18 protein-coding genes are annotated in these 23698 nt (G+C 72.8%); 12 read left to right on the top strand and 6 right to left on the bottom strand.

Annotated features, from left to right (window positions below; genetic code table 11):
- Positions 1-415: 415 nt before the first annotated feature.
- Together ACIGWZ_RS06240 and ACIGWZ_RS06235 are read left to right on the top strand one after the other, a co-directional pair.
- A complete protein-coding gene (locus ACIGWZ_RS06240) occupies positions 416-1150 on the top strand; it encodes a helix-hairpin-helix domain-containing protein (protein WP_400061369.1) in 735 nt (244 codons plus the stop codon).
- Positions 1147-3840 (top strand): ComEC/Rec2 family competence protein, encoded by a 2694-nt coding sequence (locus ACIGWZ_RS06235; RefSeq protein WP_400061367.1) that lies wholly within the window; start codon positions 1147-1149, stop codon positions 3838-3840. The genes ACIGWZ_RS06240 and ACIGWZ_RS06235 overlap by 4 nt, the downstream gene beginning before the upstream one ends.
- On the opposite strand, the gene ACIGWZ_RS06230 is transcribed toward ACIGWZ_RS06235, so the two are convergent.
- Positions 3770-5302, bottom strand: a complete 1533-nt coding sequence (locus ACIGWZ_RS06230; RefSeq protein WP_400061365.1) for a PstS family phosphate ABC transporter substrate-binding protein — start codon at positions 5300-5302, stop codon at positions 3770-3772. The genes ACIGWZ_RS06235 and ACIGWZ_RS06230 overlap by 71 nt on opposite strands.
- 421 nt (positions 5303-5723) lie before the next feature.
- Here ACIGWZ_RS06230 and ACIGWZ_RS06225 point away from each other — a divergent pair, with 421 nt between their 5' ends.
- A complete protein-coding gene (locus ACIGWZ_RS06225; RefSeq protein ID WP_400061363.1) occupies positions 5724-6212 on the top strand; it encodes an RrF2 family transcriptional regulator in 489 nt (162 codons plus the stop codon).
- Positions 6213-6356: 144 nt separating this feature from the next.
- On the opposite strand, the gene ACIGWZ_RS06220 is transcribed toward ACIGWZ_RS06225, so the two are convergent.
- Positions 6357-6611 carry a hypothetical protein gene (locus tag ACIGWZ_RS06220; protein WP_400061361.1) on the bottom strand — a complete coding sequence of 85 codons (255 nt, stop codon included), beginning with the start codon at positions 6609-6611 and terminating at the stop codon, positions 6357-6359.
- A gap of 71 nt (positions 6612-6682) precedes the next feature.
- Between ACIGWZ_RS06220 and holA the strand changes: the two genes are divergently transcribed.
- Complete coding sequence (gene holA / locus ACIGWZ_RS06215; protein WP_400061359.1) at positions 6683-7669, top strand: DNA polymerase III subunit delta; 987 nt, start codon at positions 6683-6685, stop codon at positions 7667-7669.
- A 12-nt stretch (positions 7670-7681) separates the two neighbouring features.
- Here holA and ACIGWZ_RS06210 read toward each other — a convergent pair whose 3' ends face one another.
- Positions 7682-8407, bottom strand: a complete 726-nt coding sequence (locus tag ACIGWZ_RS06210; RefSeq protein WP_400061357.1) for a hypothetical protein — start codon at positions 8405-8407, stop codon at positions 7682-7684.
- A 671-nt stretch (positions 8408-9078) separates the two neighbouring features.
- Positions 9079-9345 (bottom strand): 30S ribosomal protein S20, encoded by a 267-nt coding sequence (rpsT, locus tag ACIGWZ_RS06205; RefSeq protein WP_400061355.1) that lies wholly within the window; start codon positions 9343-9345, stop codon positions 9079-9081.
- Between the two features lie 408 nt (positions 9346-9753).
- Here rpsT and lepA point away from each other — a divergent pair, with 408 nt between their 5' ends.
- The 4 genes from lepA (at position 9754) to hemW (ending at position 17600) form a co-directional block, all read left to right on the top strand.
- Positions 9754-11622 carry a translation elongation factor 4 gene (gene lepA / locus ACIGWZ_RS06200; RefSeq protein ID WP_400061353.1) on the top strand — a complete coding sequence of 623 codons (1869 nt, stop codon included), beginning with the start codon at positions 9754-9756 and terminating at the stop codon, positions 11620-11622.
- Positions 11623-12084: 462 nt separating this feature from the next.
- The gene (locus ACIGWZ_RS06195) at positions 12085-13974 is read left to right on the top strand and encodes an AMP-dependent synthetase/ligase (RefSeq protein ID WP_400061351.1); all 1890 of its coding nucleotides are present in this window, start codon (positions 12085-12087) and stop codon (positions 13972-13974) included.
- 264 nt (positions 13975-14238) lie between these two features.
- A complete protein-coding gene (locus ACIGWZ_RS06190) occupies positions 14239-16311 on the top strand; it encodes a SpoIIE family protein phosphatase (protein WP_400061349.1) in 2073 nt (690 codons plus the stop codon).
- A 56-nt stretch (positions 16312-16367) separates the two neighbouring features.
- The gene (hemW, locus tag ACIGWZ_RS06185) at positions 16368-17600 is read left to right on the top strand and encodes a radical SAM family heme chaperone HemW (protein ID WP_400061347.1); all 1233 of its coding nucleotides are present in this window, start codon (positions 16368-16370) and stop codon (positions 17598-17600) included.
- 107 nt (positions 17601-17707) lie between these two features.
- Here hemW and ACIGWZ_RS06180 read toward each other — a convergent pair whose 3' ends face one another.
- Positions 17708-18541, bottom strand: a complete 834-nt coding sequence (locus ACIGWZ_RS06180; protein ID WP_400061345.1) for a DUF3097 domain-containing protein — start codon at positions 18539-18541, stop codon at positions 17708-17710.
- Between the two features lie 42 nt (positions 18542-18583).
- On the bottom strand, positions 18584-19321 hold the full coding sequence (locus ACIGWZ_RS06175; RefSeq protein WP_400061343.1) for an MBL fold metallo-hydrolase: 738 nt from the start codon (positions 19319-19321) through the stop codon (positions 18584-18586).
- Between the two features lie 216 nt (positions 19322-19537).
- Here ACIGWZ_RS06175 and hrcA point away from each other — a divergent pair, with 216 nt between their 5' ends.
- From hrcA to ACIGWZ_RS06155, 4 genes are all read left to right on the top strand, one after another.
- Entirely contained in the window at positions 19538-20554 is a 1017-nt protein-coding gene (gene hrcA, locus ACIGWZ_RS06170) for a heat-inducible transcriptional repressor HrcA (protein WP_400061342.1), read from the top strand.
- Between the two features lie 2 nt (positions 20555-20556).
- On the top strand, positions 20557-21690 hold the full coding sequence (dnaJ, locus tag ACIGWZ_RS06165) for a molecular chaperone DnaJ (RefSeq protein WP_400061340.1): 1134 nt from the start codon (positions 20557-20559) through the stop codon (positions 21688-21690).
- A gap of 155 nt (positions 21691-21845) precedes the next feature.
- Positions 21846-22955 (top strand): nitronate monooxygenase, encoded by a 1110-nt coding sequence (locus tag ACIGWZ_RS06160; RefSeq protein ID WP_400061338.1) that lies wholly within the window; start codon positions 21846-21848, stop codon positions 22953-22955.
- Positions 22952-23695, top strand: a complete 744-nt coding sequence (locus ACIGWZ_RS06155; protein ID WP_400061336.1) for a 16S rRNA (uracil(1498)-N(3))-methyltransferase — start codon at positions 22952-22954, stop codon at positions 23693-23695. Before ACIGWZ_RS06160 ends, ACIGWZ_RS06155 begins: the two co-directional genes overlap by 4 nt.
- Positions 23696-23698: the final 3 nt, after the last annotated feature.

The raw sequence follows: 23698 nt of genomic DNA, 5'->3' as shown, positions 1-23698 counted from the left end.
GGCGAGATCTGCGCGAGGTGCTTAGCGTCGGAGTATGAACTCTCGATCAGCTTCGTTTCCTCTGTCCGGGTCGGTCGATTCGGCGGGGTCGTCGTCCGGGTCGTCCGGGTCTCCGGGGTCGCTGTGGTTGTCGGGCCCGGTGGACCCGGTGAACCTGGCGGAGCCGGTGGACTTGCCGGGCCCGTCGGCCTCGTCGGCGCCTTCCGGCCGTTCGGTTGCATCGGTTCGGGAGCGGGCGGCCGCGTTGTTCGCCGACGCGGGAGCCGCGTTCTCGGGCCCGGGCCCGGGCGCGCCGCCCGATGCTCCCGATCCACCGCGCCGCGAGCACGACCCGCCGAGCGGCCGTCCCGACCACGGACCGCCTCGGCCTCCCGATCCGCCGGGCTCCCGCAGAGGGGAACGGCTGTGGCTCGCGGTGCGCGAACGGCTCCCCCTGTGGGTGCAGTTACGGTGCGGCACGGACCCGAAGGCGCTCGCCGCTCTGGCTCTGGTGCTCGTGGTGGCCGTGGGGTTCGCCGTGCATCACTTCTGGGGCGCGCGGCCGGAGCCGGTACGTGCCCCGGCGGCCGAGCGGTCGGAGGCGGCACGGGACGCCGGCTCCGGGCCGCCACCCTTGTCGCCGTCTCTCGCACCGTCCCTTTCGCCGCCCGGCTCGGCGGTGAGCGGGCCGCCGGGCGGTGCGGCGCGCGAGCTGGTCATCGATGTCGCGGGAAAGGTGCGGCATCCCGGGATCCATCGGCTGCCGCCGGGCTCGCGGGTGACCGATGCCTTACGGGCCGCGGGCGGCGCGCTGCGCGGGACGAGCATGCGTGGGCTGAACCGGGCGCGGCTGCTGACGGACGGCGAACAGATCGTGGTGGGCGAGGCGAGCGCGGGCGGTCCGGCGGATGCCGCGAGCGGTGCCGCAGGGGCCGGCGGCGCCGGGAGCGGGCCGTCGGGTGGCGAGGGCGGACCCGGCGGCCCGGTCAGCTTGAGCACGGCGACCGAGCAGCAACTCGACACCCTCCCCGGAGTGGGACCCGTGCTCGCCCGGCACATCATCGAATTCCGCACCCGGTACGGCGGATTCGCCTCGGTGGACCAGCTTCGTCAGGTGACCGGGATCGGCGACCGGCGGTTCGCCGATCTCCGCCCTCTGGTGCAGCCATGACCACCCCCCGCGCTCCCGTGCACTCCGCGGCGGAGTCGTCGTACGGCCACTCGGACCCGCATCAGGAGGGCCCGGCCGACCTCCGGCTGGTGGGACCGGCGCTGGCGGCGTGGGGTGCCGCGGCGGCGGGCCTGGGCGCACCGGGCGGCGTGGTGGCGGCGGCCTGCGCCGGGGCCGCGGTCCTCGCGGTGATCGCGTTGCGGGTGGCGGTGATGCGGCGCGGCGCCCGGTCCTCCCGGCGCTGGTCGCCCGGCGCGTTCGTTGCGCTGGCGGCGGTGCTGCTGTGTGCCGCGGCCGGGGCCGCGTCCGCGGCGCTGCATGCGGCGGATCTGCGGCGGGGCCCGCTGCCCGGCTGGGCGCAGCGCTATGCGCGGGTCACGGTCGAGCTGAAGGTCACCGGCGATCCTCGGCTGACCCGGCCCAAGGTGCGCGGCTCCCAACGGACGCCCCCGGCGCTGGTGTTCACCGCCGACGCCGTCCGGCTGGCCGCGCCGGACGGGGCGGCGACCGCCCTCCGCACGCCGGTGCTGGTCGTCGTCCAGGGCGCCGGCCGGGGACCGAAGGGCGGCGAGGCGCGCCGCGGGCCGCCCCCGGCCTGGCGCGGACTGCTGCCGTCGACCCGTATCCGTGTGGTGGCGCGCGCCGCCCCGCCGCTGTCGTCGGCCGACCGGGTCGCCGCCGTGCTGCGGGTCGGCGCCGATACGCCGCCGGTCAGGACCGGGGCGCCGGCCACCCTTCAGCGGCTGGCCGGAAGCCTGCGTGCCGGACTGCGCGAGGCCACCGACGGGCTGCGCCCCGATGCCCGAGCGCTGCTGCCCGGCCTCGTCGTGGGCGACACCTCGCGGGTGCCGCCGGACCTGGACGATGCCTTCCGGGCCACCGATCTGACGCATCTGCTCGCCGTCTCCGGCAGCAACCTGACCATCGTGCTCGCCCTCCTGATCGGCCCGCCCCATCTGGCGCTGCGTGCCGAACGCCGTGGTCTGGCGCCTCGCCTGGGCCTGTCGCTGCGCGGCACCGCCCTCATCGGCGGGGCACTCGCCCTCGCCTTCGTCGTGGTGTGCCGGCCGGACCCGAGCGTGCTGCGGGCCGCCGCCTGCGGGCTGATCACCCTGCTCGCGATCGGCAGCGGGCGCCGGCGCTCCCTGCTCCCCGCGCTCGCCGCCGCGGTCCTGCTGCTGGTGCTCTACGACCCCTGGCTCACTCGCAGTTACGGTTTTCTGCTCTCCGTCCTGGCGACCGGCGCGCTGCTGCTGCTCGCCCCGCGCTGGAGCGCAGCCCTCCAGCGGCGCCGGGTGCCGCCCCGCCTGGCCGAGGTGCTGGCCGCCGCGGCCGCCGCGCAGGCCGTCTGCGCGCCCGTCGTCGCCGTGCTCGCCGCCCGGGTCGGCCTGGTCGCCGTGCCCTGCAACCTGCTCGCCGAACTGGCCGTGGCCCCGGCCACCGTCCTCGGCTTCGCGGTCCTCGCCCTCGCCCCGCTCGCTCCGCCGGTCGCCCAGGTGCTGGCCTGGTGCGCGGCCTGGCCGGCGGAAGGCATCGCCAAAATCGCCCGTACGGGAGCGTCGCTGCCCGGAGCGGAGCTCGAATGGCCCGGCGGCTGGCCGGGCGGCCTGTTGCTGGCGGCCGCCACCGCCGCCCTGGTTGCGGTGGGCCGCAGAGCGCTGCGCCGCCGCTGGCTCTGTGTGCTCTGCGCCCTGGCCCTGATCCTGGCGATCTGCCGCCCGGCCCCCTTCACCCGTATCCTCACCGGCTGGCCACCACCGGGGTGGCGGGCCGTGGTCTGCGATGTCGGGCAGGGCGACGGCCTGGTCCTGGCCGCCGGCGACGGCACGGCGCTCGTCGTCGACACCGGCCCCGAGCCCCGCGCCATCGACCGCTGCCTGGCCGACCTCGGTATCCGCCGCATCCCGCTTCTCGTGCTGACGCACTTCCACGCCGACCATGTGGACGGCCTCCCCGGCGCGTTGCACGGCCGCGAGGTCGGCGCCATCGAGACCACCACGCTCCAAGATCCACCGGGCCAGGCCGAGTTCGTACGCCGCAAAGCCGCGGCAGCCGGGGTGCCGATCATTCGCGCCGTACCTGGGGAGCGCCGCCGGCTGGGCCCGCTGACCTGGGAAGTCCTCTGGCCGCCCGCCCCCGCGATCCCGGGGGTACCGGCGTCGGCTCCCGACCTTCCCGGCCCCAACGACGCCAGCGTCACCCTGCTCGTCCGCACGGGCGGGCTGACCCTCCTCCTGCCCGGCGATCTCGAACCCCCGGCCCAGCAGGCCCTGTTGGCGGCCCACCCGGAGCTGCCTGCCGTGGACGTCCTCAAGGTGGCGCACCACGGCTCCGCCTACCAGGACCCGCAGCTGCTACGGCGCCTGGCCCCGCGTCTGGCCTTGATATCCGTCGGCGCCGACAACCCGTACGGCCATCCGGCGCCCCGTACCGTTTCGACGCTGCGGGCCCTGGGTGCCCGGGTGCTGCGCACCGACACCGACGGATCCCTCGCGGTTCTGGGAAGCCGGGACCGGCTGACCGCGACGGTCCGCGGCCATCGGCGCCGGGACGGCCGGCGCCGGGACGGCCGGTCCTGTGGCACCCGGCCCTGTGGCCGTTGGAGGAAGGGGCGTGGGCTCAGGGGCGGCAGACGTCGTCCGGCAGACTCTGCCGGTCGGCGCAGGGCACGTGCTTGTACATCCGCATGATGTTCTTCGCCGTGTCGGAGTCCATGAACGCCAGGAACTTCGCGGTCAGAGAACCGTCCTCGGGCCGCCCGTAGGTGTAGAGGTACTCCACCGTCCAGAAGGGGTAATCGCGTTGCTGTCCCCATTCGATGTCCGGCTCATGTCCGTCCAGCCGCACGCTGACCAGGTGCGGCCGCTTCGCCGCCGCGTAGACCTCGGCGTAGCCGATGGCGCCCGGCACCCGGTCCACCGCGTCCAACAGGCCCTTGGTGCTGTTCACCTCGCAGCGCGTCAGTCGCGCTCGCTCGTCGCGGTCCTTGTCGCCGCAGTCGTACGACGACACCACACCCGGCTCCGAGCGGTGCAGCACGGACGTCTCGAACGCCCGGCGGGTGCCCGAGCCGGCGTCCCGGCTGACGAGGTGGATCGGCACGTCGTTCCCGTGCAGCTGCTTCCAGTTGGTGTACGTCCCGTCGTAGATCTTGCGGACCTGGTCGAGGGTGAGGTCGTCGATGCCGGCCTTCTCGTTCGCCACCAGGCTGAGCAGGATGACGCCCACCCGCTCGCCCTCCAGGCGCCGGTAGAGGGACGGCGCAGGCACATCCGATACGGCGATGAAGCCCGGCCCCTCGGCGGTTGCGGGCTTGGCCTCCCGGCTGAGGTTGCCCAGGCCGGACAGGCTTCCGCTCTCCAGGACGGTGATGGCGGCGCCCGCGCACCGGGCCCGGTACTGCCGGGCGATCTCCCGCATCGGTGGGGCGAAGGCCGTGGACCCGTCGATGGTCAGCCGCCCGGCGGCGCATTCGCTGGGCACCGGTGCCGTACGGCCGCTGAGCAGCAGCCCGCCGAGCAGCCCCAGCAGGACGATGAACGTGCCGCCCAAGGCGAGGCTGAGCTTGCGCGGTCCCCAGCGCTGGGCGTTGCGCCGGATCCGTCCGCCGCTGATGAACCCGCCGACGGTCACCGTTCCGGGTCCGTCACCGCTCCCGGAGCCGGCTCCCGCCCCGGACCCGTCTCCGGGGCCCGAGAGCAGCACCAGCAGCTTGAAGTGATTGCGCTTGTTCAGCGGCACCTTGGGGACGAGCAGCCGGCCGCCGTCGTGCCGCAGTCCGCCGCCGTTGCGGGTCAGCATGCCGACCAGATCCGTCGGGTTGGCGTCCGGCACCTCGACCCCGATGACGGTGCGGCCGGCGAACTCCACGGTCAGCGGCTCCTGGTAGTCCTGCCGGACGATGTCCTTGCCGCCGTCGTTCTCGAACCGCAGCAGCGCCAGCGTCGCGTCGCTGATCTCCTGGTCCTGCCGCAGCAGCCGCAACTGCACCAGGCTGTGGGCATCTTGGGGGTTCATGCCGATCGCGGTGTCCATCTGGACGCGATAGCCGATCCGCTTCCGGCCCGGCAGAAAGCGCTCGACGGCCCAGACGACGGCCGTGGCCACGAGCCCGGCCGCGGTCAGGATCGTCTCGGTGTCCGGCAGAGCCACGGCAACCTCGCACAGATGATCGGACGGTGGGGTGTCTGCACTGTAGGGAGGCGGAACAGGACCCGATGGAGCTTCGGCAGCCGGTCATCAAAGGTTCATCCATCGTCCAGCGAACTGCCGTGCCACGAAAGGACGTTGACCGCCATCCGGCCCACCGGCCGACGGGCCCGCCGCCGTCGGGTGAGGATCGCCGCCCCATCCCCGTCCCGGACCTCGCCCCCCGCCCCCGTCACCCGGATATGGCCCCGTCCCGGACCTCGAACCGGGACACCGAACCCGGCACACCGAACCCGGGCCCCGACCCAGACCCCCGACCCAGACCCCCGACCCAGACCCCCGACCCTGGGCCCCGAACCCGGACCCCCGAACCCGGACCCCCGAACCCGGACCCGTAATCTCCAGATTCGGTAGGCTTGCGGCCATGAGGATGAGCGAGGGCGTCGAATGGGGCCTGCACTGTTGCGTGACGCTGGCCTGGCTGGAGGGTGAGGGGCCCGTGTCGACGGCCCGGCTCGCGGCCTCCTTCGAGCTTCCGCAGGCCTATCTGAACAAGCGGTTGCAGGCGTTGGTGCGTGCCGGAATCCTCAGCTCCACCCCTGGCGCCCGCGGCGGGTTCCGCCTCGCTCGGCCGCCGGAGCGGATCACTCTCATGGACGTGGTCGCGGCGATCGAGGGGCCGGAGGACGCATTCCGGTGCACCGAGATCCGCCGTCAGGGGTCCGGCGCTGAGGCGTCCGACAGGGAGTACGGGCGGCCCTGCGGTATCTCGACGGCGATGCGCAAGGCCGAGCTGGCGTGGCGCCGCGAACTCGCCGCGCAGACCATCGCCGATGTGGCCGCGGGCCCCTCCGCCGCGGTGGTCGAACGTACCCGCCGCTGGTTCGCCGCAGAGCGGACGCCCGGCGGATGAACACCACTCCGGACCGGAGCCCGTAGGGGACGTCCGGGGCAGCCCGCCGCCCAGCGCCCGCCGCCCAGCCCTGCCCGGTCCGCCCAGCCCGGTCCCGAGCCACCCGGTCCGCCCCGCCCCCCGCCCCCGGCCCCCGCGGAGCGCCTATTCGGCCTCCCGCCACCCCTCGTACTCCGCCGCGAGCCCGTCGAGCCGGGCAGGGTCGTAGGCCGCGGCCGGGTCCTCGACCACCACCAGCCACTGGGCGTCCTCCGCGTCGTCCTCGCCGGCCAGGGCGTCCCGTACGAGCTGGGGCTCCTCGGAGAGGCCGAAGCGTTCGGTCAGTTGCTCCGCCAGCTCCTCTGCCGCATCGCGGTCGGGCAGCACCAGGACATGTCGTAGGTGTTGTACATCGCTCACCGGACCATTGTCCGGTAGCGGGAGCGCCGCCGGGACGGCGGTGTCAGTGGGGCGTGGGATGCTGGACCGCGATGGCCAGGAAGACAGCTAACGACGACCCTCTCGCCCCCGTCACGATTGCCGTGGGCCAGGAAGACCTGCTCCTCGACCGCGCCGTGCAGCAGGTGGTGGCGGCCGCCCGCGCCGCCGACGCGGACACCGACGTGCGCGACCTCACCTCCGACCAGCTGCAGCCCGGCACCCTCGCCGAGCTCACCAGCCCCTCGCTCTTCGCCGAGCGCAAGGTGGTCGTCGTCCGCGGGGCCCAGGACCTGTCGGCGGACACCATCAAGGACGTCAAGGGGTATCTCGGCGCCCCCGCCGAGGAGATCACCCTCGTCCTGCTGCACGCCGGCGGCGCCAAGGGCAAGGGCCTCCTGGACGCCGCCCGTAAGGCGGGGGCACGCGAGGTGGCATGCCCCAAGATGACCAAGCCCGCGGACCGGCTGGCGTTCGTACGGGGCGAGTTCCGGGCGGTCGGGCGCTCCGCGACGCCGGAGGCGTGCCAGGCGCTGGTCGACGCGATCGGCAGCGATCTGCGCGAGCTGGCCGCGGCCTGTTCGCAGCTGACCGCCGATATCGAGGGCACGATCGACGAGGCCATCGTCGCGCGTTACTACACGGGCCGGGCCGAGACATCGAGTTTCACGGTCGCGGACCGCGCCGTGGAGGGCCGCGCCGCCGAGGCGCTGGAGGCACTGCGCTGGGCGATGGCGACCGGCGTGGCGCCCGTCATGATCACCAGCGCGCTGGCCCAGGGCGTCCGCGCCATCGGCAAGCTCGCCTCCGCCCCGCGCGGCGCCCGCCCCGGTGATCTCGCCCGCGATCTGGGGATGCCGCCGTGGAAGATCGACCGGGTACGGCAGCAGATGCGCGGCTGGTCGGCGGACGGCGTCGCCACGGCGCTCCAGGCGGTCGCCGCGGCGGACGCGGGCGTCAAGGGCGGCGGTGACGACCCCGAGTACGCCCTGGAGAAGGCCGTCGTGGCCATCGCGCGCGCGGCCCGGTCGCGCCGCTGACGGCCGGCGGCCTCACCGCGATCCGGAGCCCCGCAAGCGCTGAAGCGTCTCCCGTGCGCTGGTCTTCAGCATCGTCGCCACTTCATCGCCGGTCGGCTGGGTGCCGGAGCTGCTGCTCGAGGCGTAGTTCGACCACGTCGACTGATACGTCATCCAGCCGTCCCGCACCCCGAGGATCACATACGTGCCGTCGGTGCCGCCGTCCTTCTTCTTCTGGGTCACCAGATAGGCCTCGTCGCCGATGCCCGTCACCGACTCGACCTGGTAGTCGATCGAGCTCGCCTGCTTCTCGTACGCGCGGTAGCCGGCCGCGAACTCGGGGCCGGGGTCGGTCTTCTTGTGCAGGGTGAGGGTGCTGTAGAGCCAGGTCGAGGAGTACCCGGAGCTGCTTGCGTTCTTTGCCTTCAGCGAGGTGTTGCACCACATGGTGTCCACCGCGTCCTGCTGGGAGCCGCTGTGCTGTGGATTGGCGGTCGCGGGGTCCGAGCCGGTGGTTGCCCTGTTCGCCTCGACGGTGAAGTCGGCGTTCTTGAACGGCGTCATCGACGTGGCTGCGCACAGGTCGTCGGTGTACGAGTAGCCCGCCAGGTCAGCGCCGGGCTCCGAGGAGAAGGCGCCGGTGGCGAACATCACGGAGGCCCAGATCGCGGAGGCGGCGACCGCCCCGCCGATCGCCCAGATCCAGCCGGACACGCCCCGGGGCGCGCCGCCGGTGCCGCCCGCTCCGCCCGGCGGCACCGCCGGCGGGTAGCCGTAATTGCCGGGTGCCTGTCCGTACGGATTGACCCCAGGCGGACCAGGCGGACCAGGCGTGCCGGGCGCGCCAGGTATGCCAGGTGCCCCAGGTATGCCAGGCGCGCCCGGTATCCCGGGTGTCCCAGGTGCGCCATAAGGCGAGTACGGGTTGTTCTGATCCCCCGAGAGCGACATGCCCGCAGATTAGCGGATGAACGAGAAAACTCACCCTGGCCGGTCACTCCGGCGAGCGGACGACCGAACGGCCCCGCCGTACCGGACCGGCGAGCGCCCCCGAGCGGACGTGGCGGCCGACCTCGACCCACCGGCATCGACCCACCGCCCCGCCGCAGGAACGGGCCCGCCGGAGGAAGGGCCCCGCCACAGCACACCAACGCCACAGCACACCAACGCCACAGCACACCAACACCCCGCCACACCAAGGAGCCCACCACAGCAAAAGGCCCCGCCACCGCCCCGGGGAAGGGGCGAAGGCGGGGCCTTCAAGCATGCGCGGCCGTCGGCGGAAATCGCCGGCCGGGCCGGTGCGCCGCACCCGCGTGGCGAACGCAGGCCGTGTGCGGCGCGGTGCTGCACCGATCAAGGAGCGGAGAGAGGGGCCGCTGGGTCCCTGTCGGCAGGGGTACTGCAGGTCATGCGGTCAAGCGAAGGTTTCAGCCCTGGAGGCCGGCGACCTTCTTGGCCAGCGCCGACTTCTTGTTGGCGGCGGCGTTCTTGTGAATGACACCCTTGCTGACGGCCTTGTCGAGCTTCTTGGCCGCCGCGGCCTGGGCGGCGGTGGCCTTCGCCAGGTCGCCGGCCTCGATGGCCTCACGGGTGCGACGGATCGAGGTGCGCAGAGCGGACTTGACAGCCTTGTTGCGCTGACGAGCCTTCTCGTTGGTCTTGATCCGCTTCATCTGGGACTTGATGTTCGCCACGAAAGAGCCTTTTCAGGTTCGTTGGAGTTTCGAGTTGCGCCGCGCACGAGAGAGGGCACGAAGCGCAGTGGACCAGGCTACCAGCTGGGTCTACGACGTCCCAAACCGGTCCGGGTCCGCCGTCAAGACCCTCGTCCGGGCGGCCGTCAGGGCCGCCTTCCGGGTGCGCGGCGAAGCCTCCGGCCGAACCCTCCGGGTGCACCCGAACCGCCCCGGACGCCGCGCAAGGCGCCCCGCTCCCGCCGCCCGTTCCCAGGGTCCCGGCGCCCGGCCCCCGCGGCGATCCGGCCCCGCTCGCAAGCCCGTCCCGCCCCGCCCAGACCCACCCGCGCCCGTCGCTCATGGGACCATGGGGGAGACGTCACACAACCGAGTCCCGCCTACCCGCGTTCACTGAATGGATCCTGCGTGCCCGCGACCCCTACGAACGTGCCGGAGCCGAGCCGTACCGACCCGGCTCTCCTCCGTAACTTCTGCATCATCGCGCACATCGACCACGGCAAGTCGACGCTCGCCGACCGGATGCTCCAGCTCACCGGTGTCGTCGACCAGCGGCAGATGCGCGCGCAGTATCTCGACCGCATGGACATCGAGCGCGAGCGCGGCATCACGATCAAGTCCCAGGCGGTCCGGCTGCCCTGGGCCCCGTCCGAGGGCGAAGAGGCCAGTGGGACCACCCACATCCTCAACATGATCGACACCCCGGGTCACGTCGACTTCACCTACGAGGTCTCCCGCTCGCTCGCCGCGTGCGAGGGCTGCATCCTCCTCGTCGACGCCGCCCAGGGCATCGAGGCGCAGACGCTCGCCAACCTCTACCTGGCGATGGAGAACGACCTCACGATCATCCCCGTCCTCAACAAGATCGACCTGCCGGCCGCGCAGCCCGAGAAGTTCGCCGCCGAGCTGGCGAACCTGGTCGGCTGCGAGCCGGAGGACGTGCTGCGGGTGTCGGCCAAGACCGGCGTCGGCGTTCCCGAGCTGCTGGACAAGGTGGTCCGCGAGGTCCCGGCGCCGGTCGGCGTCAAGGACGCGCCCGCCCGCGCGATGATCTTCGACTCGGTCTACGACGCGTACCGCGGCGTCGTGACCTACGTCAAGGTCGTCGACGGCACGCTCAGCAAGCGCGAGCGCATCAAGATGATGTCCACCGGCGCCGCGCACGAGCTGCTGGAGATCGGCACCAACTCTCCCGAGATGACGGCCGCGGACGGGCTGTCCGTCGGCGAGGTGGGCTACCTCATCACCGGCGTGAAGGACGTCCGGCAGTCGAAGGTCGGCGACACGATCACCCAGCTCAGCAAGGGTGCCGTGGATCCGCTGGGCGGCTACAAGGACCCGAAGCCGATGGTGTTCTCGGGGCTGTACCCGCTCGACGGCTCGGACTACCCGGAGCTGCGCGAGGCGCTGGACAAGCTCCAGCTCAACGACGCCGCGCTGGTGTACGAGCCGGAGACCTCCGCGGCCCTCGGCTTCGGTTTCCGCGTCGGCTTCCTGGGCCTGCTGCACCTCGAGGTCGTCCGCGAGCGCCTGGAGCGCGAGTTCGGGCTGGACCTGATCGCCACGGCGCCGAACGTGGTCTACCGGGTGGACATGGAGGACGGCACCGAGCACACCGTCACCAACCCCAGCGAGTTCCCCGTCGGCAAGATCGACCAGGTGCACGAGCCGGTCGTCCGGGCCACGATCCTCGCCCCGAGCGAGTTCATCGGCGCGATCATGGAGCTGTGCCAGACCCGGCGCGGCACCCTGCTCGGCATGGACTACCTCTCCGAGGACCGGGTCGAGATCCGCTACACCCTGCCGCTCGCCGAGGTCGTCTTCGACTTCTTCGACCAGCTCAAGTCCAAGACCCGCGGCTATGCCTCGCTGGACTACGAGCCCACCGGCGAGCAGACGTCCGACCTGGTCAAGGTCGACATCCTGCTGCACGGCGACAAGGTCGACGCGTTCTCCGCGATCACCCACAAGGACAAGGCGTACGCGTACGGCGTGCGGCTGGTCGCCAAGCTGCGCGAGCTGATCCCGCGGCAGGGCTTCGAGGTGCCGATCCAGGCCGCCATCGGCAGCCGGGTCATCGCCCGTGAGACGGTCCGCGCCATCCGCAAGGACGTCCTCGCCAAGTGCTACGGCGGTGACATCTCCCGTAAGCGGAAGCTGCTGGAGAAGCAGAAGGAAGGCAAGAAGCGGATGAAGATGGTCGGCAGCGTGGAGGTTCCGCAGGACGCCTTCATCGCGGTGCTGTCCTCGGACACCGACGGCGACAAGAAGAAGTAGCCGGCAGCAGGAGCCCGTCGGGCCCGACGAATCCGTCGGGCGCACGGGCCCGCCGGAGGCGGCGCGCGCGAAGCGGAGCCCACGGCACGGAGCAGGGCGCAGGTCCCCAGGGGCCGGCGCCCTGTCGCGTTTGCCGGTGGCCGGATGCGGCCGTCCGCCCGGATGCGGCCGTCCGGGTGGGTATCGATGCGTATGCGGGGTGCATGTCCGGGGCGTGCGGAGCGTTGCGTGTCCGGTCCGTGCGCGCCGTGATACGGGGTGTGACCTGGAGGTTTGCACGGTTTCGCGGTCGGCGTAGCCCCGTGGCGGGCGGTGTGGGTGCTATGTGCACCTATCGCACCGGTCACATCGTGAACCAGTCGGCCGTAGCCCCTTACGCGTCGGCGCAACGCGCTCTACCCTGATCACTGCTCAAAGGTTACTCGCGAGTCACCAGCAACGAAGCGGGCCCCGGAGGATGCCGTGACGGACACCCACACGCTGATCGAAAACCGGCCGCCCTCGGTGGCGACCCTCTTCCTGGAGCGGGTGGCGGCCACTCCTGATACCGAGGCCTACCGCTATCCGGTCCCCTCCCCGGGCGGCGGCCCGGACGGCTGGAAGGCGCTCACCTGGACCGAGGCCGCGCAGCGCGTCTACGGCATCGCCGCCGGGCTGATCGCCCTGGGCGTACGGCCGGAGGAGCGGGTGGCGCTGGCCGCCAACACCCGCGTCGAATGGATCCTGGCCGACCTCGGTGTGCTGTGCTCCGGTGCCGCCACCACCACGGTCTACCCCAGCACCAACACCGAGGAGACGGCCTACATCCTGGCCGACTCCGGCAGCCGGGTACTGATCGCGGAGGATGCCGGGCAGCTCGCCAAGGCCCGCGAGAAGCGCGCCGAACTGCCCGACCTCGCCCATGTCGTGGTCATCGAGGAGGCGGACGCACAGCCCGCCGAGGGCGACCCCGACGGCTGGGTGCTCTCGCTCGCCGACCTGGAGAAGCGCGGCGCCGCCCATCTGGAGGCGAACCCGGACTGTGTGACGGAGCGGGTCGCCGCGCTGCGCGCCGACCAGCTGGCGACGCTGATCTACACCTCGGGGACCACCGGCCGTCCCAAGGGCGTACGGCTGTCGCACGACTGCTGGGCGTACATGGCCCGCGCGATCGAGGCGACCGGGATGGTCGCCGAGGAGGACGTGCAGTATCTGTGGCTGCCGCTGGCGCATGTCTTCGGCAAGGTGCTCACCGCCGGGCAGATCTCCGTCGGGCATGTGATCGCCGTGGACGGCCGCGTCGACAAGATCATCGAGAATCTGCCGGTCGTCCGCCCCACCTACATGGCGGCCGTCCCGCGGATCTTCGAGAAGGTCTACAACGGCGTCGCGGCCAAGGCCCGGGCGGGCGGCGGCGCGAAGTACAAGATCTTCCAGTGGGCGGCGGGAGTGGCCCGCGAGTACGCCAAGGTCTCGCAGGACAGCTTCCGGCGCACCGGCAACGCCTCGGTGCCGTTCGCGCTGGGCGCCAAGCACAAGGTCGCCGATGCGCTGGTCTACGGCAAGCTGCGCGAGGCGTTCGGCGGACGGCTGCGCGCGGCCGTTTCCGGCTCGGCCGCGCTCTCCCCGGAGATCGGCTACTTCTTCTCCGGCGCCGGCATCCACATCCTCGAGGGCTACGGCCTGACGGAGTCCAGCGCCGCCAGCTTCGTCAACCCCGGCGAGGCCTACCGCACCGGCACGGTCGGCAAGCCGCTGCCCGGCACCGAGGTGCGCATCGCCGAAGGGGACGGCGAGATCCTGCTGCGCGGCCCCGGCATCATGCAGGGCTACCACGGCCTGCCGGACAAGACCGCCGAGGTCCTGGAGGAGGACGGCTGGTTCCACACCGGCGACATCGGCGAGCTGTCCGCGGACGGCTATCTGCGGATCACCGACCGCAAGAAGGACCTGATCAAGACCTCCGGCGGCAAGTACATCGCGCCGGCCGAGGTGGAGGGCCAGTTCAAGGCGGTCTGCCCGTTCGTCTCCAATGTGCTGGTGCACGGCGCCAACCGGAACTTCTGCACCGCGCTGATCGCCCTCGACGAGCCCACGATCATGGGCTGGGCCAAGGAGCACGGCCTGGGCGGCAGGACGTACGCCGACGTCGTCGCCACCGACCAGGTGCGCGCGCTGATCGACGGCTATGTCGAGCGGGTCAACGAGGGCCTGCAGCGCTGGCAGCAGATCCGTAAGTTCCGGCTGCTGCCGCGCGACCTGGACATCGAGCACGGCGAGGTCACCCCCAGCCTCAAGGTCAAGCGGCCGGTGGTGGAGCGGGCGTTCAAGGACCTGCTCGACGAGATGTACGCCGGGGCGCGGGAGGCGTAGCGGCACGGCCGGGCAGGGTGGTCCGGGGTGGCGCGTACGCCGTCCCGGACCGCCCCGTCCCTCGTACGGACGTCCTTCCTCCGGTTGTCCACACAGGTCCACCAACGGACATCCCGCACATGTCGGCCAACTCCCCTGGCGTGTCAGCCGAATCGCCCCCCTTGAGCACCAACTTCGGTGACTCCGCGCTTATGGCTGCCCTCGGTCTGTCACTCTGTCGGTGGCGCATCCGGCGCTGACGCGCAGCTGCTCGGGAGTTGGTCTATGAGGACGACAACTTCACCACCACCGGACTCACTACCGGACTCGCCACGGGACGGCTCCACGGCCGCGCCTGCGGCATCCGGCAGCCACCCCGGTGGCGGGTACTCCCGCGCCGCCTGCCTGCCCGGTGACCCGCGGGCCGCGGCCGCCGCCCGGCAGTTCGTCCGGACGGTGTTCGCCGACTGGACCGCCCAGGCGCTGCCCGGCTCGCCGGACCTCACCGAGCGCCTCGCGGACGAAGCGGTACTGCTCGTCAGCGAGCTGGTCACCAACGCCGTGGTGCACGCGGGCACCGCCGTCGAACTCCGCTGCCGCCTGGAACCGGCAACCGGGCCCGATCCCTACGAGCACCCGGAGTCCGACCCCGGAGGCCCGGACGGCACCGGCGTGGTCATCGAGGTCTCCGACCACCACCCGGCCCGGCCGGTGCGCGCCCGCGAGGAGGGCCCGACGTCCGAAAGCGGCGGCCACGGACTGCAATTGATCAGCGCGGTCGCCGAGTCCTGGGGCATCACCTACCGCCGCGCCATGAAGACCGTGTGGTTCCGGCTGCCCGCGACTCCGGACGGCGTCGCCCGGCCCGAGCCGGAGGGCGCCGTCGACAACCAGCTCCTGCAGCGCGGACTGCGTGCCGCCGAACTCCTCGCGCCCACCCCGCGCCGAGCCGTCCGCCAGGTGTCCGAGGGCGACTGGGTGCACCAGGGCGCCCTCTCCTTCCTCGCCGAGGCCTCCGACCTGCTCTCCGGCCAGCTCGACGCCGACCAGGTCGCCTCGCTCGCCGCCCAGCTGACGGTGCCGCGGCTCGCCGACTGGTGCGCGGTGTGGCTGCACGACGGCGACGGCGGCGCGCCCGGCCGCGGCATCGAGGGGGACGGCGAGGCGCAGCGGCTCGCGCGCGTCTGGCACTCCAGCGAGAGCCTGATCGATGCCCTGCGCACCGTCCTGGAAAAGGACCCGCCGCCGATGGCGGGCGGCGAGACGGGCCTGAGCAGCACCCCCGCCGCGGTCCGCTGGCCCTGGCCGCCGGAGCCGGGCGGCTACGGCCCCGGCGGCGCGGCCCTGGCCTGCCCCCTGGTGGCGGGCGGCCGCCGGCTGGGCACCCTGCTGCTCGGCCGGTCCGGCCTGCTCCGGTTCCCCGACGAGGTGATCGGCCTGGTGGAGGACCTGTGCCGCCGGGTCGCCCGCGCCATGGCCACCGCCCGCGCCTACAGCCGCCAGGAGCGCATCAGCCAGGTCCTGCAGCGCCGGCTGCTGCCCCGGGGGCGGGCGCAGGTGCCCGGGGTGGAGTCGGCGGTGGTCTACGAGCCCCGCGAGGGCGCCTGGGCGGGCGGCGACTTCTGGGACCTCTTCGACGCCGGTGACGGCCGCTGGTGCTTCGCCCTCGGCGATGTGTGCGGCAGCGGCCCGGAGGCCGCCGCGGTGACGGGCCTGGCCCGCCCGGTGCTGCGGCTGCTGGCCCGCGACGGCTTCGGCGTCGCCGAGGTCCTCGACCGCCTCAACAAGACGATGGCGAGGGAGGCCGCCGATTCCGTCGCCGCGGTCGCCGCGGCCGTGGCGGCCGCCGGAGCGGGCGCCGAGGCCCCCGTCGAGATCCGCGACGAGGGCGAACAGGCCCGCTTCCTGTCCCTCCTCTACGGCGAGATCGTGCCGTACCACGGCTCCGGCGGCGCCCGCTGCACCCTCGCCAGCGCCGGCCACCCGCTCCCGCTGGTGCTGGGCGCCGACGGCGCGGTCCGGGTGGTCGCGGCGCCCCAGATGCTGCTGGGGGTGGTCGAGGATGCGGCGTACGTCAGCGAGTCCTTCGACCTCTGCCCCGGGGAGACGCTGCTGTGCGTGACCGACGGCGTGACCGAGCGCCGCTCGGACGGCCGCCTCTTCGACGACGAGGACGGCCTGACCACGGCCCTCGCCGCCTGCACGGGCCTCGGTGCCACCGCCGTCGCCGAACACATCCGCAGCACGGTCCACGCCTTCGCGCCGACGCCGCCGGACGACGACCTGGCGCTGCTGGTGCTCCAGGCCGCGGGGCCGGGGACGGCGGCGGAGCGGACGGGCGGCGCGGGCCTGCCCTGACCGCCCCCGCCATGACGGACACCGGACCACCCCCGTCATGACGGACAATGGACCCCATGCCTTCCGCACTGCCTGATGGTGAGCCGATGCCCGAGGACGGGGCACTGCCCCGCCATGCGCTGACCGGGGCGGCCGGGCGGCCCCTCGGCTTCTATCTGCATGTGCCCTACTGCGCGACCCGCTGCGGCTACTGCGACTTCAACACCTACACCGCGAGCGAGCTGCGCGGCTCCGGCGGCGCCCTGGCCTCCCGCGACAACTACGCCGACCATGTCGTCGAGGAGATCCGGCTGGCCCGCAAGGTGCTCGGCGACGACCCCCGCCCCGTCGAGACGGTCTTCGTGGGCGGCGGCACCCCGACCCTGCTGCCCGCCGCCGACCTCGGCCGCATGCTGGCGGCCATCCGCGACGAATTCGGCCTCGCACCGGGCGCCGAGATCACCACCGAGGCCAACCCGGAGTCCGTCGACCCCCGCTACCTCGCCGAGCTCCGCGAGGGCGGCTACAACCGCGTCTCCTTCGGCATGCAGAGCGCCCGGCAGCACGTCCTGAAGATCCTCGACCGTACGCACACCCCCGGCCGCCCCGAGGCGTGCGTCGCCGAGGCCCGCGCCGCCGGTTTCGACCACGTCAACCTCGATCTGATCTACGGCACCCCCGGCGAGACCGACGACGACTGGCGGGCCTCCCTGGACGCCGCCCTCGGCGCCGGCCCCGACCACATCTCCGCCTACGCCCTGATCGTCGAGGAGGGCACCCAGCTCGCCCGCCGGATCCGCCGCGGCGAGGTCCCGATGACCGACGACGACGTCCACGCCGACCGCTATCTGATCGCCGAGGAGCGCCTCGCCGCCGCCGGTTTCACCTGGTACGAGGTCTCCAACTGGGCCACCACCGAAGCCGCCCGCTGCCGCCACAACGAGCTGTACTGGACCGGCGCCGACTGGTGGGGCGCCGGCCCCGGCGCCCACAGCCACGTCGGCGGCGTCCGCTGGTGGAACGTCAAGCACCCCGGCGCCTACGCCCAGGCCCTGGCCGAGGGCCGCTCCCCGGGCGCGGGCCGCGAGATCCTGCCCGACGAGGACCGGCGGGTGGAGCGCATCCTGCTGGAGCTGCGACTGGTGGAGGGGTGTCCGCTCGACATCCTCGCGCCGGAGGGGGCGCGGGCGGCCGCCCGCGCGTTGGCCGACGGGCTGCTGGAGGCGGGGCCGTACGAGGCCGGGCGGGCGGTGCTGACACTCCGCGGGCGGTTGTTGGCTGACGCTGTGGTGCGGGATCTGGTGGACTGATACCCGTGTGACTGACGCGATGCGACGGTCCTGCGGGCCAGGTGCCCGTCTACCTGATCATCGATCCCGTCATGGGCCGGTGCATCCTCCTCGCCGAGCCCCCGGCGTCAGACCGCATCGCCTGCCGTAACGAAGTCGATCAACTCCTCCACCCGCCCGAGGAGTTGCGGCTCCAGGTCCTTGTACGACCGCACGCAGCCCAGGATCCGCTGCCACGCCGCCCCGGTGTTCTCCGGCCAGCCCAGCGCCCGGCACACGCCCGTCTTCCAGTCCTGACCGCGCGGCACCCTCGGCCACGCAGGGATCCCCACCGAGGAGGGCTTCACGGCCTCCCACACGTCGATGTACGGGTGGCCGACCACCAGCGCATGCGCTCCGGTCACCTCGGCCGCGATCCGCGACTCCTTCGAGCCGGGCACGAGATGGTCCACCAGGACGCCCAGCCGGGCATCCGGCCCCGGCGCGAAGCCCCGCACGATCGCCGGAAGGTCGTCGATCCCCTCCAGGTACTCCACGACCACGCCCTCGATGCGCAGATCGTCGCCCCACACCCGCTCGACCAGCTCCGCGTCGTGCCGCCCCTCCACATAAATGCGCCCGGCGCGCGCGACCCGGGCGCGGGCGCCGGGCACCGCGAGTGAGCCGGACGCCGTACGGGCGGGGCCGCTCGGCGCCGGCCGGCCCGACGGGCGTACGAGGGTGACGACGCGCCCCTCCAGCAGGAAGCCGCGCGGCACCATCGGGAAGACCCGGTGCTTGCCGAAGCGGTCCTCCAGCGTCACCGTCGGGCCCTCGGCCGTCTTCTCGCAGCGGATCACGGCGCCGCAGAAGCCCGTGGTGACCTCCTCGACGACCAGGTCGGGATCGGCGGCCACCTCGGGGGCGGGCCGCTGCTTCTTCCAGGGCGGGGTGAGGTCGGGGCCGTACTGCTTGCTGCGCATGGGGTCCAGTTCTCTCGGGGCGTCGGGTGCGGGCGGGCGCGGTCAGGAAGACGGCGGCACGCCGAAGCGGATGGCGAGGGCGTCCCGCTGGGCGCGCACGAAGGCCGCGTCCACCACGGCCCCGTGCCCCGGTACGTACACCGCCTCCTCGCCGCCCAGGGCCAGCAGCCGGTCCAGCGCGGCCGGCCACTGCTGGGGCAGCGAGTCCAGGCCGGCGTTCGGTTCGCCGGACTCCTCGACCAGGTCACCGCAGAAGACGATCTCCCGGGCGCCGCCCCGGCCCGGCACCAGAACCGCCAGATCGTGGGCGGTGTGACCGGGGCCGACATTGGCGAGCAGCACCTGCCGGTCGCCGAGGTCGACGGTCAGTTCGCCGTGGACGTGGTGGTGCGGGCGGACGAGGAGGTCGGCGGCCTCCGCGGCGGCTTCCGGGGCGAGGCCGTGCCGTACCGCGTCCCGCCGCAGCTCGTCCCGGTCGCGCCCGAGCAGATCGCCCACCCCGGCCGCGCCGAACACCTCGACGCCCGCGAAGGCGGCGGTGCCCAGAACATGATCGAAATGCGGGTGGGTGAGAGCGACATGCGTCACTTCCCGGCCCAGCACGCCGCGGATGGCGCGGCGCAGATCGGCGCCGTCGCGGATGGACGCGCCGGTATCGACGATCATCACCCCGGCCGATCCGGCGATCACGCCGATCGTCTCGTCCCAGCCCGGCATCCGGCGCCGCGCGACGCCTTCACCGAGCTGTTCCCACCCGGCCTCTTCCCAAGCAGTGTGCATACCGAGACGCTAGCTCCCTCGCGATAGCGTTGCCCGACAGACCGGCCACAACGGCCGATCACGGTCATCGTGCGGCGCTTCGCCGGCCGATCGTTGCGGCGGCTCTTGCCGCAGCTGTGCTACCCGGCCGTACACTGGCTTCCGGGTCTGGCACTCGGCCCGTGTGAGTGCCAGGAGTGACGAGACGGCAACCCGGCTGGACTGGAGGTGCGCAGAATGCTCAGTGAACGCAGGCTCGAAGTGCTGCGCGCCATCGTCCAGGACTATGTCGGGACGGAGGAGCCGGTCGGCTCCAAGGCACTCACCGAGCGCCACCAGCTGGGCGTCTCCCCGGCCACGGTCCGCAACGACATGGCGGCGCTGGAGGACGAGGGTTTCATCGCCCAGCCGCACACCAGCGCCGGGCGGATCCCCACCGACAAGGGCTATCGCCTCTTCGTCGACAAGCTGGCGGGCGTCAAGCCGCTGTCCTCCCCGGAGCGGCGGGCCATCCAGAACTTCCTCGACGGCGCCGTCGACCTCGACGATGTCGTCGGCCGTACGGTCCGGCTGCTGGCGCAGCTGACCCGTCAGGTGGCGGTCGTGCAGTACCCGTCCCTGACCCGGTCCACGGTCCGCCATGTCGAGCTGCTGGCGCTGGCCCCGGCCCGGCTGATGCTCGTACTGATCACGGACACCGGACGGGTCGAGCAGCGGCTGATCGACTGCCCGGCGCCGTTCGGCGAGACGTCGCTCGCGGATCTGCGGGCGCGGCTCAACAGCCGTGTGGTGGGGCGCCGGTTCGCGGATGTGCCGCAGTTGGTGCAGGATCTCCCGGAGTCCTTCGAGCAGGACGACCGCGGCACGGTCTCGACAGTGCTGTCGGTGCTGCTGGAAACTCTGGTGGAGGAGACCGAAGAGCGGCTGATGATCGGCGGCACCGCCAATCTCACGCGCTTCGGACACGACTTCCCCCTGACCATCCGCCCGGTGCTGGAGGCCCTTGAGGAGCATGTGGTGCTGCTCAAGCTGCTGGGGGAGGCCAAGGACTCGGGCATGACCGTACGTATCGGGCATGAGAATGCCCACGAAGGCCTGACGTCCACATCGGTCGTCGCGGTCGGTTACGGTTCGGGCGACGAGGCAGTCGCCAAACTCGGCGTGGTCGGACCGACCCGCATGGACTACCCCGGAACGATGGGAGCGGTACGCGCAGTGGCACGTTACGTCGGACAAATCCTCGCGGAGTCGTAAAAGTGGCCACGGATTACTACTCGGTACTCGGTGTCAGTCGCGATGCCTCGCAGGACCAGATCAAGAAGGCCTTCCGTCGGCTGGCGCGCGAACTGCACCCGGACGTGAACCCGGATCCCAAGACCCAGGAGCGGTTCAAGGAGATCAACGCCGCTTACGAGGTGTTGTCGGACCCGCAGAAGAAGCAGGTCTACGACCTCGGCGGCGACCCGCTCTCGCAGGCGGGCGGCGGTGGCGCGGGCGGCTTCGGCGCCGGCTTCGGCAACTTCTCCGACATCATGGATGCCTTCTTCGGCACGGCCTCGCAGCGCGGCCCGCGCTCGCGCACCCGCCGCGGCCAGGACGCCATGATCCGGCTCGACGTCGAGCTGAACGAAGCGGCCTTCGGTACGACCAAGGACCTCCAGGTCGACACCGCCATCGTCTGCACGACGTGCAGCGGCGAGGGCGCGGCGCCCGGCACCTCCGCGCAGACCTGTGACATGTGCCGCGGCCGCGGTGAGGTCTCGCAGGTCACCCGGTCCTTCCTCGGCCAGGTCATGACGTCGCGGCCCTGCCCGCAGTGCCAGGGCTTCGGTACGGTCGTGCCGACGCCGTGCCCCGAGTGCGCCGGCGACGGCCGGATCCGCTCCCGCCGCACGCTCACCGTCAAGATCCCCGCCGGTGTCGACAACGGCACCCGCATCCAGCTCGCGGGCGAGGGCGAGGTCGGCCCCGGCGGCGGCCCGGCCGGCGACCTCTACGTCGAGATCCATGAGCTGCCGCACCCGGTCTTCCAGCGGCGTGGCGACGATCTGCACTGCACGGTCACCATCCCCATGACGGCGGCGGCGCTGGGCACGAAATGCCCGCTGGAGACGCTGGACGGGGTGGAGGAGATCGACGTCCGGCCCGGCACCCAGTCCGGCCAGTCGATCCCGCTGCACCAGCGCGGTGTGACGCATCTGCGCGGCGGCGGCCGCGGCGATCTGATCGTCCATGTCGAGGTGCAGACGCCCACCAAGCTCGACCCCGAGCAGGAGGAGCTGATGCGACGGCTCGCCAAGCTCCGGGGTGAGGAACGCCCGACGGGCCAGTTCCAGCCGGGGCAGCAAGGGCTGTTCTCTCGGCTGAAGGATGCGTTCAACGGGCGGTAGGTGAGTCGGCCGGGGGTTCCGGGGGTTGTCCCCGGGGTGCGCTGTCAGCCGGGGCAGCAAGGGCTGTTCTCCCGGTTGAAGGATGCGTTCAACGGGCGGTAGACGGGGCCCGGCCCCGGTTCGGGGTGAAGCGGTGGGCGTGACACGATGTGGTCATGCCCACCCCGCTCAGCGATCTCTGCCGCTACCCGATCGTGCAGGCCCCGATGGCGGGCGGCGCCGCCCGCCCGGAGCTGGCCGCCGCCGTCAGTGAAGCCGGTGGTCTCGGCTTCCTCGCCGCCGGTTACAAAACCGCCGACGGCATGTATCAGGAGATCAAACAGCTGCGCGGGCTGACCGGCCGGCCCTTCGGCGTGAACCTGTTCATGCCGCAGCCCAGCCTCGCCGACGTCACCCCGGTCGAGGTCTACCGCGAGCAGCTCGCGGGCGAAGCCGCCTGGTACGAGAGCCCGATCGCCGAACTCGACCCGTACGGCGGCTCCGACGACGGCTACGAGGCCAAGCTGGCGATCCTGCGCGAGGACCCGGTGCCGGTGGTCTCGTTCGCCTTCGGCTGCCCCTCCCGCGCGGTGCTCGACGCCTTCGCCAAGGTCGGTACGTTCACCGTCGTGACGGTCACCACCGCGGCCGAGGCGCAGGCCGCGCAGTGGTCGGGCGCGGACGCGGTCTGTGTCCAGGGAATCGAGGCGGGCGGCCACCAGAGCACCCATCGCGACGACCCGCAGTCCGACGGCACCGGGGCGGGCGTCGGACTGCTCTGCCTCATCGCCCAGGTCCACGAGGCGGTGCAGATCCCGATCATCGCCGCGGGCGGCCTGATGCGCGGCTCGGCGATCGCCGCCGCGCTGGCCGCGGGCGCCTCGATGGCGCAGCTCGGCACGGCGTTCCTGGCGACGCCCGAGTCCGGCGCCAACCCTCTGCACAAGCAGGCGTTGACCAACCCGCTGTTCACCCGCACCGAGCTGACCCGGGCGTTCTCCGGGCGCCCGGCCCGCGGCCTGGCGAACCGTTTCCTTCGCGAGCACGGCCCGTACGCGCCGGCCGCCTACCCCGCCGTTCACCACCTGACCTCCGGGCTGCGCAAGGCCGCGGCCAAGGCCGGCGATGCGCAGGGCATGGCGCTGTGGGCCGGGCAGGGCCACCGGATGGCGCGCGAGCTGCCGGCCGGGCAGCTGGTCGAGGTGCTGGTGGCCGAACTGGAGGTGGCGCGCGCCGCGTTGAACCCGGGCAGCGGTTCCGGCGCCGAGGCCGGTGCCGCGTCATGACCGCCCCCGTCTTCCTCGTCGATTCGCTCGCGGACGTACGGGCCTGCGGGTCGCTGACCCTGGACGGGCCGGAGGGCCGGCACGCGGTGTCGGTGCGACGGCTGCGGGTGGGCGAGGAGGTCGTGCTGACGGACGGCCGGGGAACGGGCGCCTACGGCGCGGTCGCCGCCGTCGAGGGCAAGGACCGCCTCACCGTCGCCGTCACCGACCTCCGCACCGAGGCCCCGCCGACGCCCACCCTCACCGTCGTCCAGGCGCTGCCCAAGGGCGACCGCGGCGAACTGGCCGTCGAGACGATGACCGAGACCGGCGTGGACGCCGTCGTGCCCTGGTCGGCGGCGCGCTGCGTCACCCAGTGGCGGGGCGAGCGGGCCGCCAAGTCCCTGGCCAAGTGGCGCGCCACGGCCCGCGAGGCGGGCAAGCAGTCGCGTCGCCTGACCTTTCCGGAAGTCGCCGACCCGCTGTCGACCAAAGAGGTGGCCGCCCTCCTCGCCGACGCCGACTTCGCCGCCGTCCTCCACGAGGAGGGCAGCAGCCCGCTGGCCACCGCCGAACTCCCCACCGAGGGCTCGATCGTGCTCGTCGTCGGCCCCGAAGGCGGGGTCTCGCCCGAGGAGTTGGCCGCCTTCGCCGAGGCCGGCGCGCAGCCCTACCGCCTCGGCCCGACCGTCCTGCGCACCTCCACCGCCGGTACGGCCGCGACGGCATTGCTGCTGGGCCGTACCGGGCGCTGGAGCTGACCT

Origin of the sequence: Streptomyces sp. NPDC053427, from assembly GCF_044544985.1 — a bacterium.
GTDB lineage: Bacteria > Actinomycetota > Actinomycetes > Streptomycetales > Streptomycetaceae > Streptomyces.
Note: the sequence above shows the minus strand (reverse complement) of the source record. Positions and strands in the feature narration are given on the sequence as shown.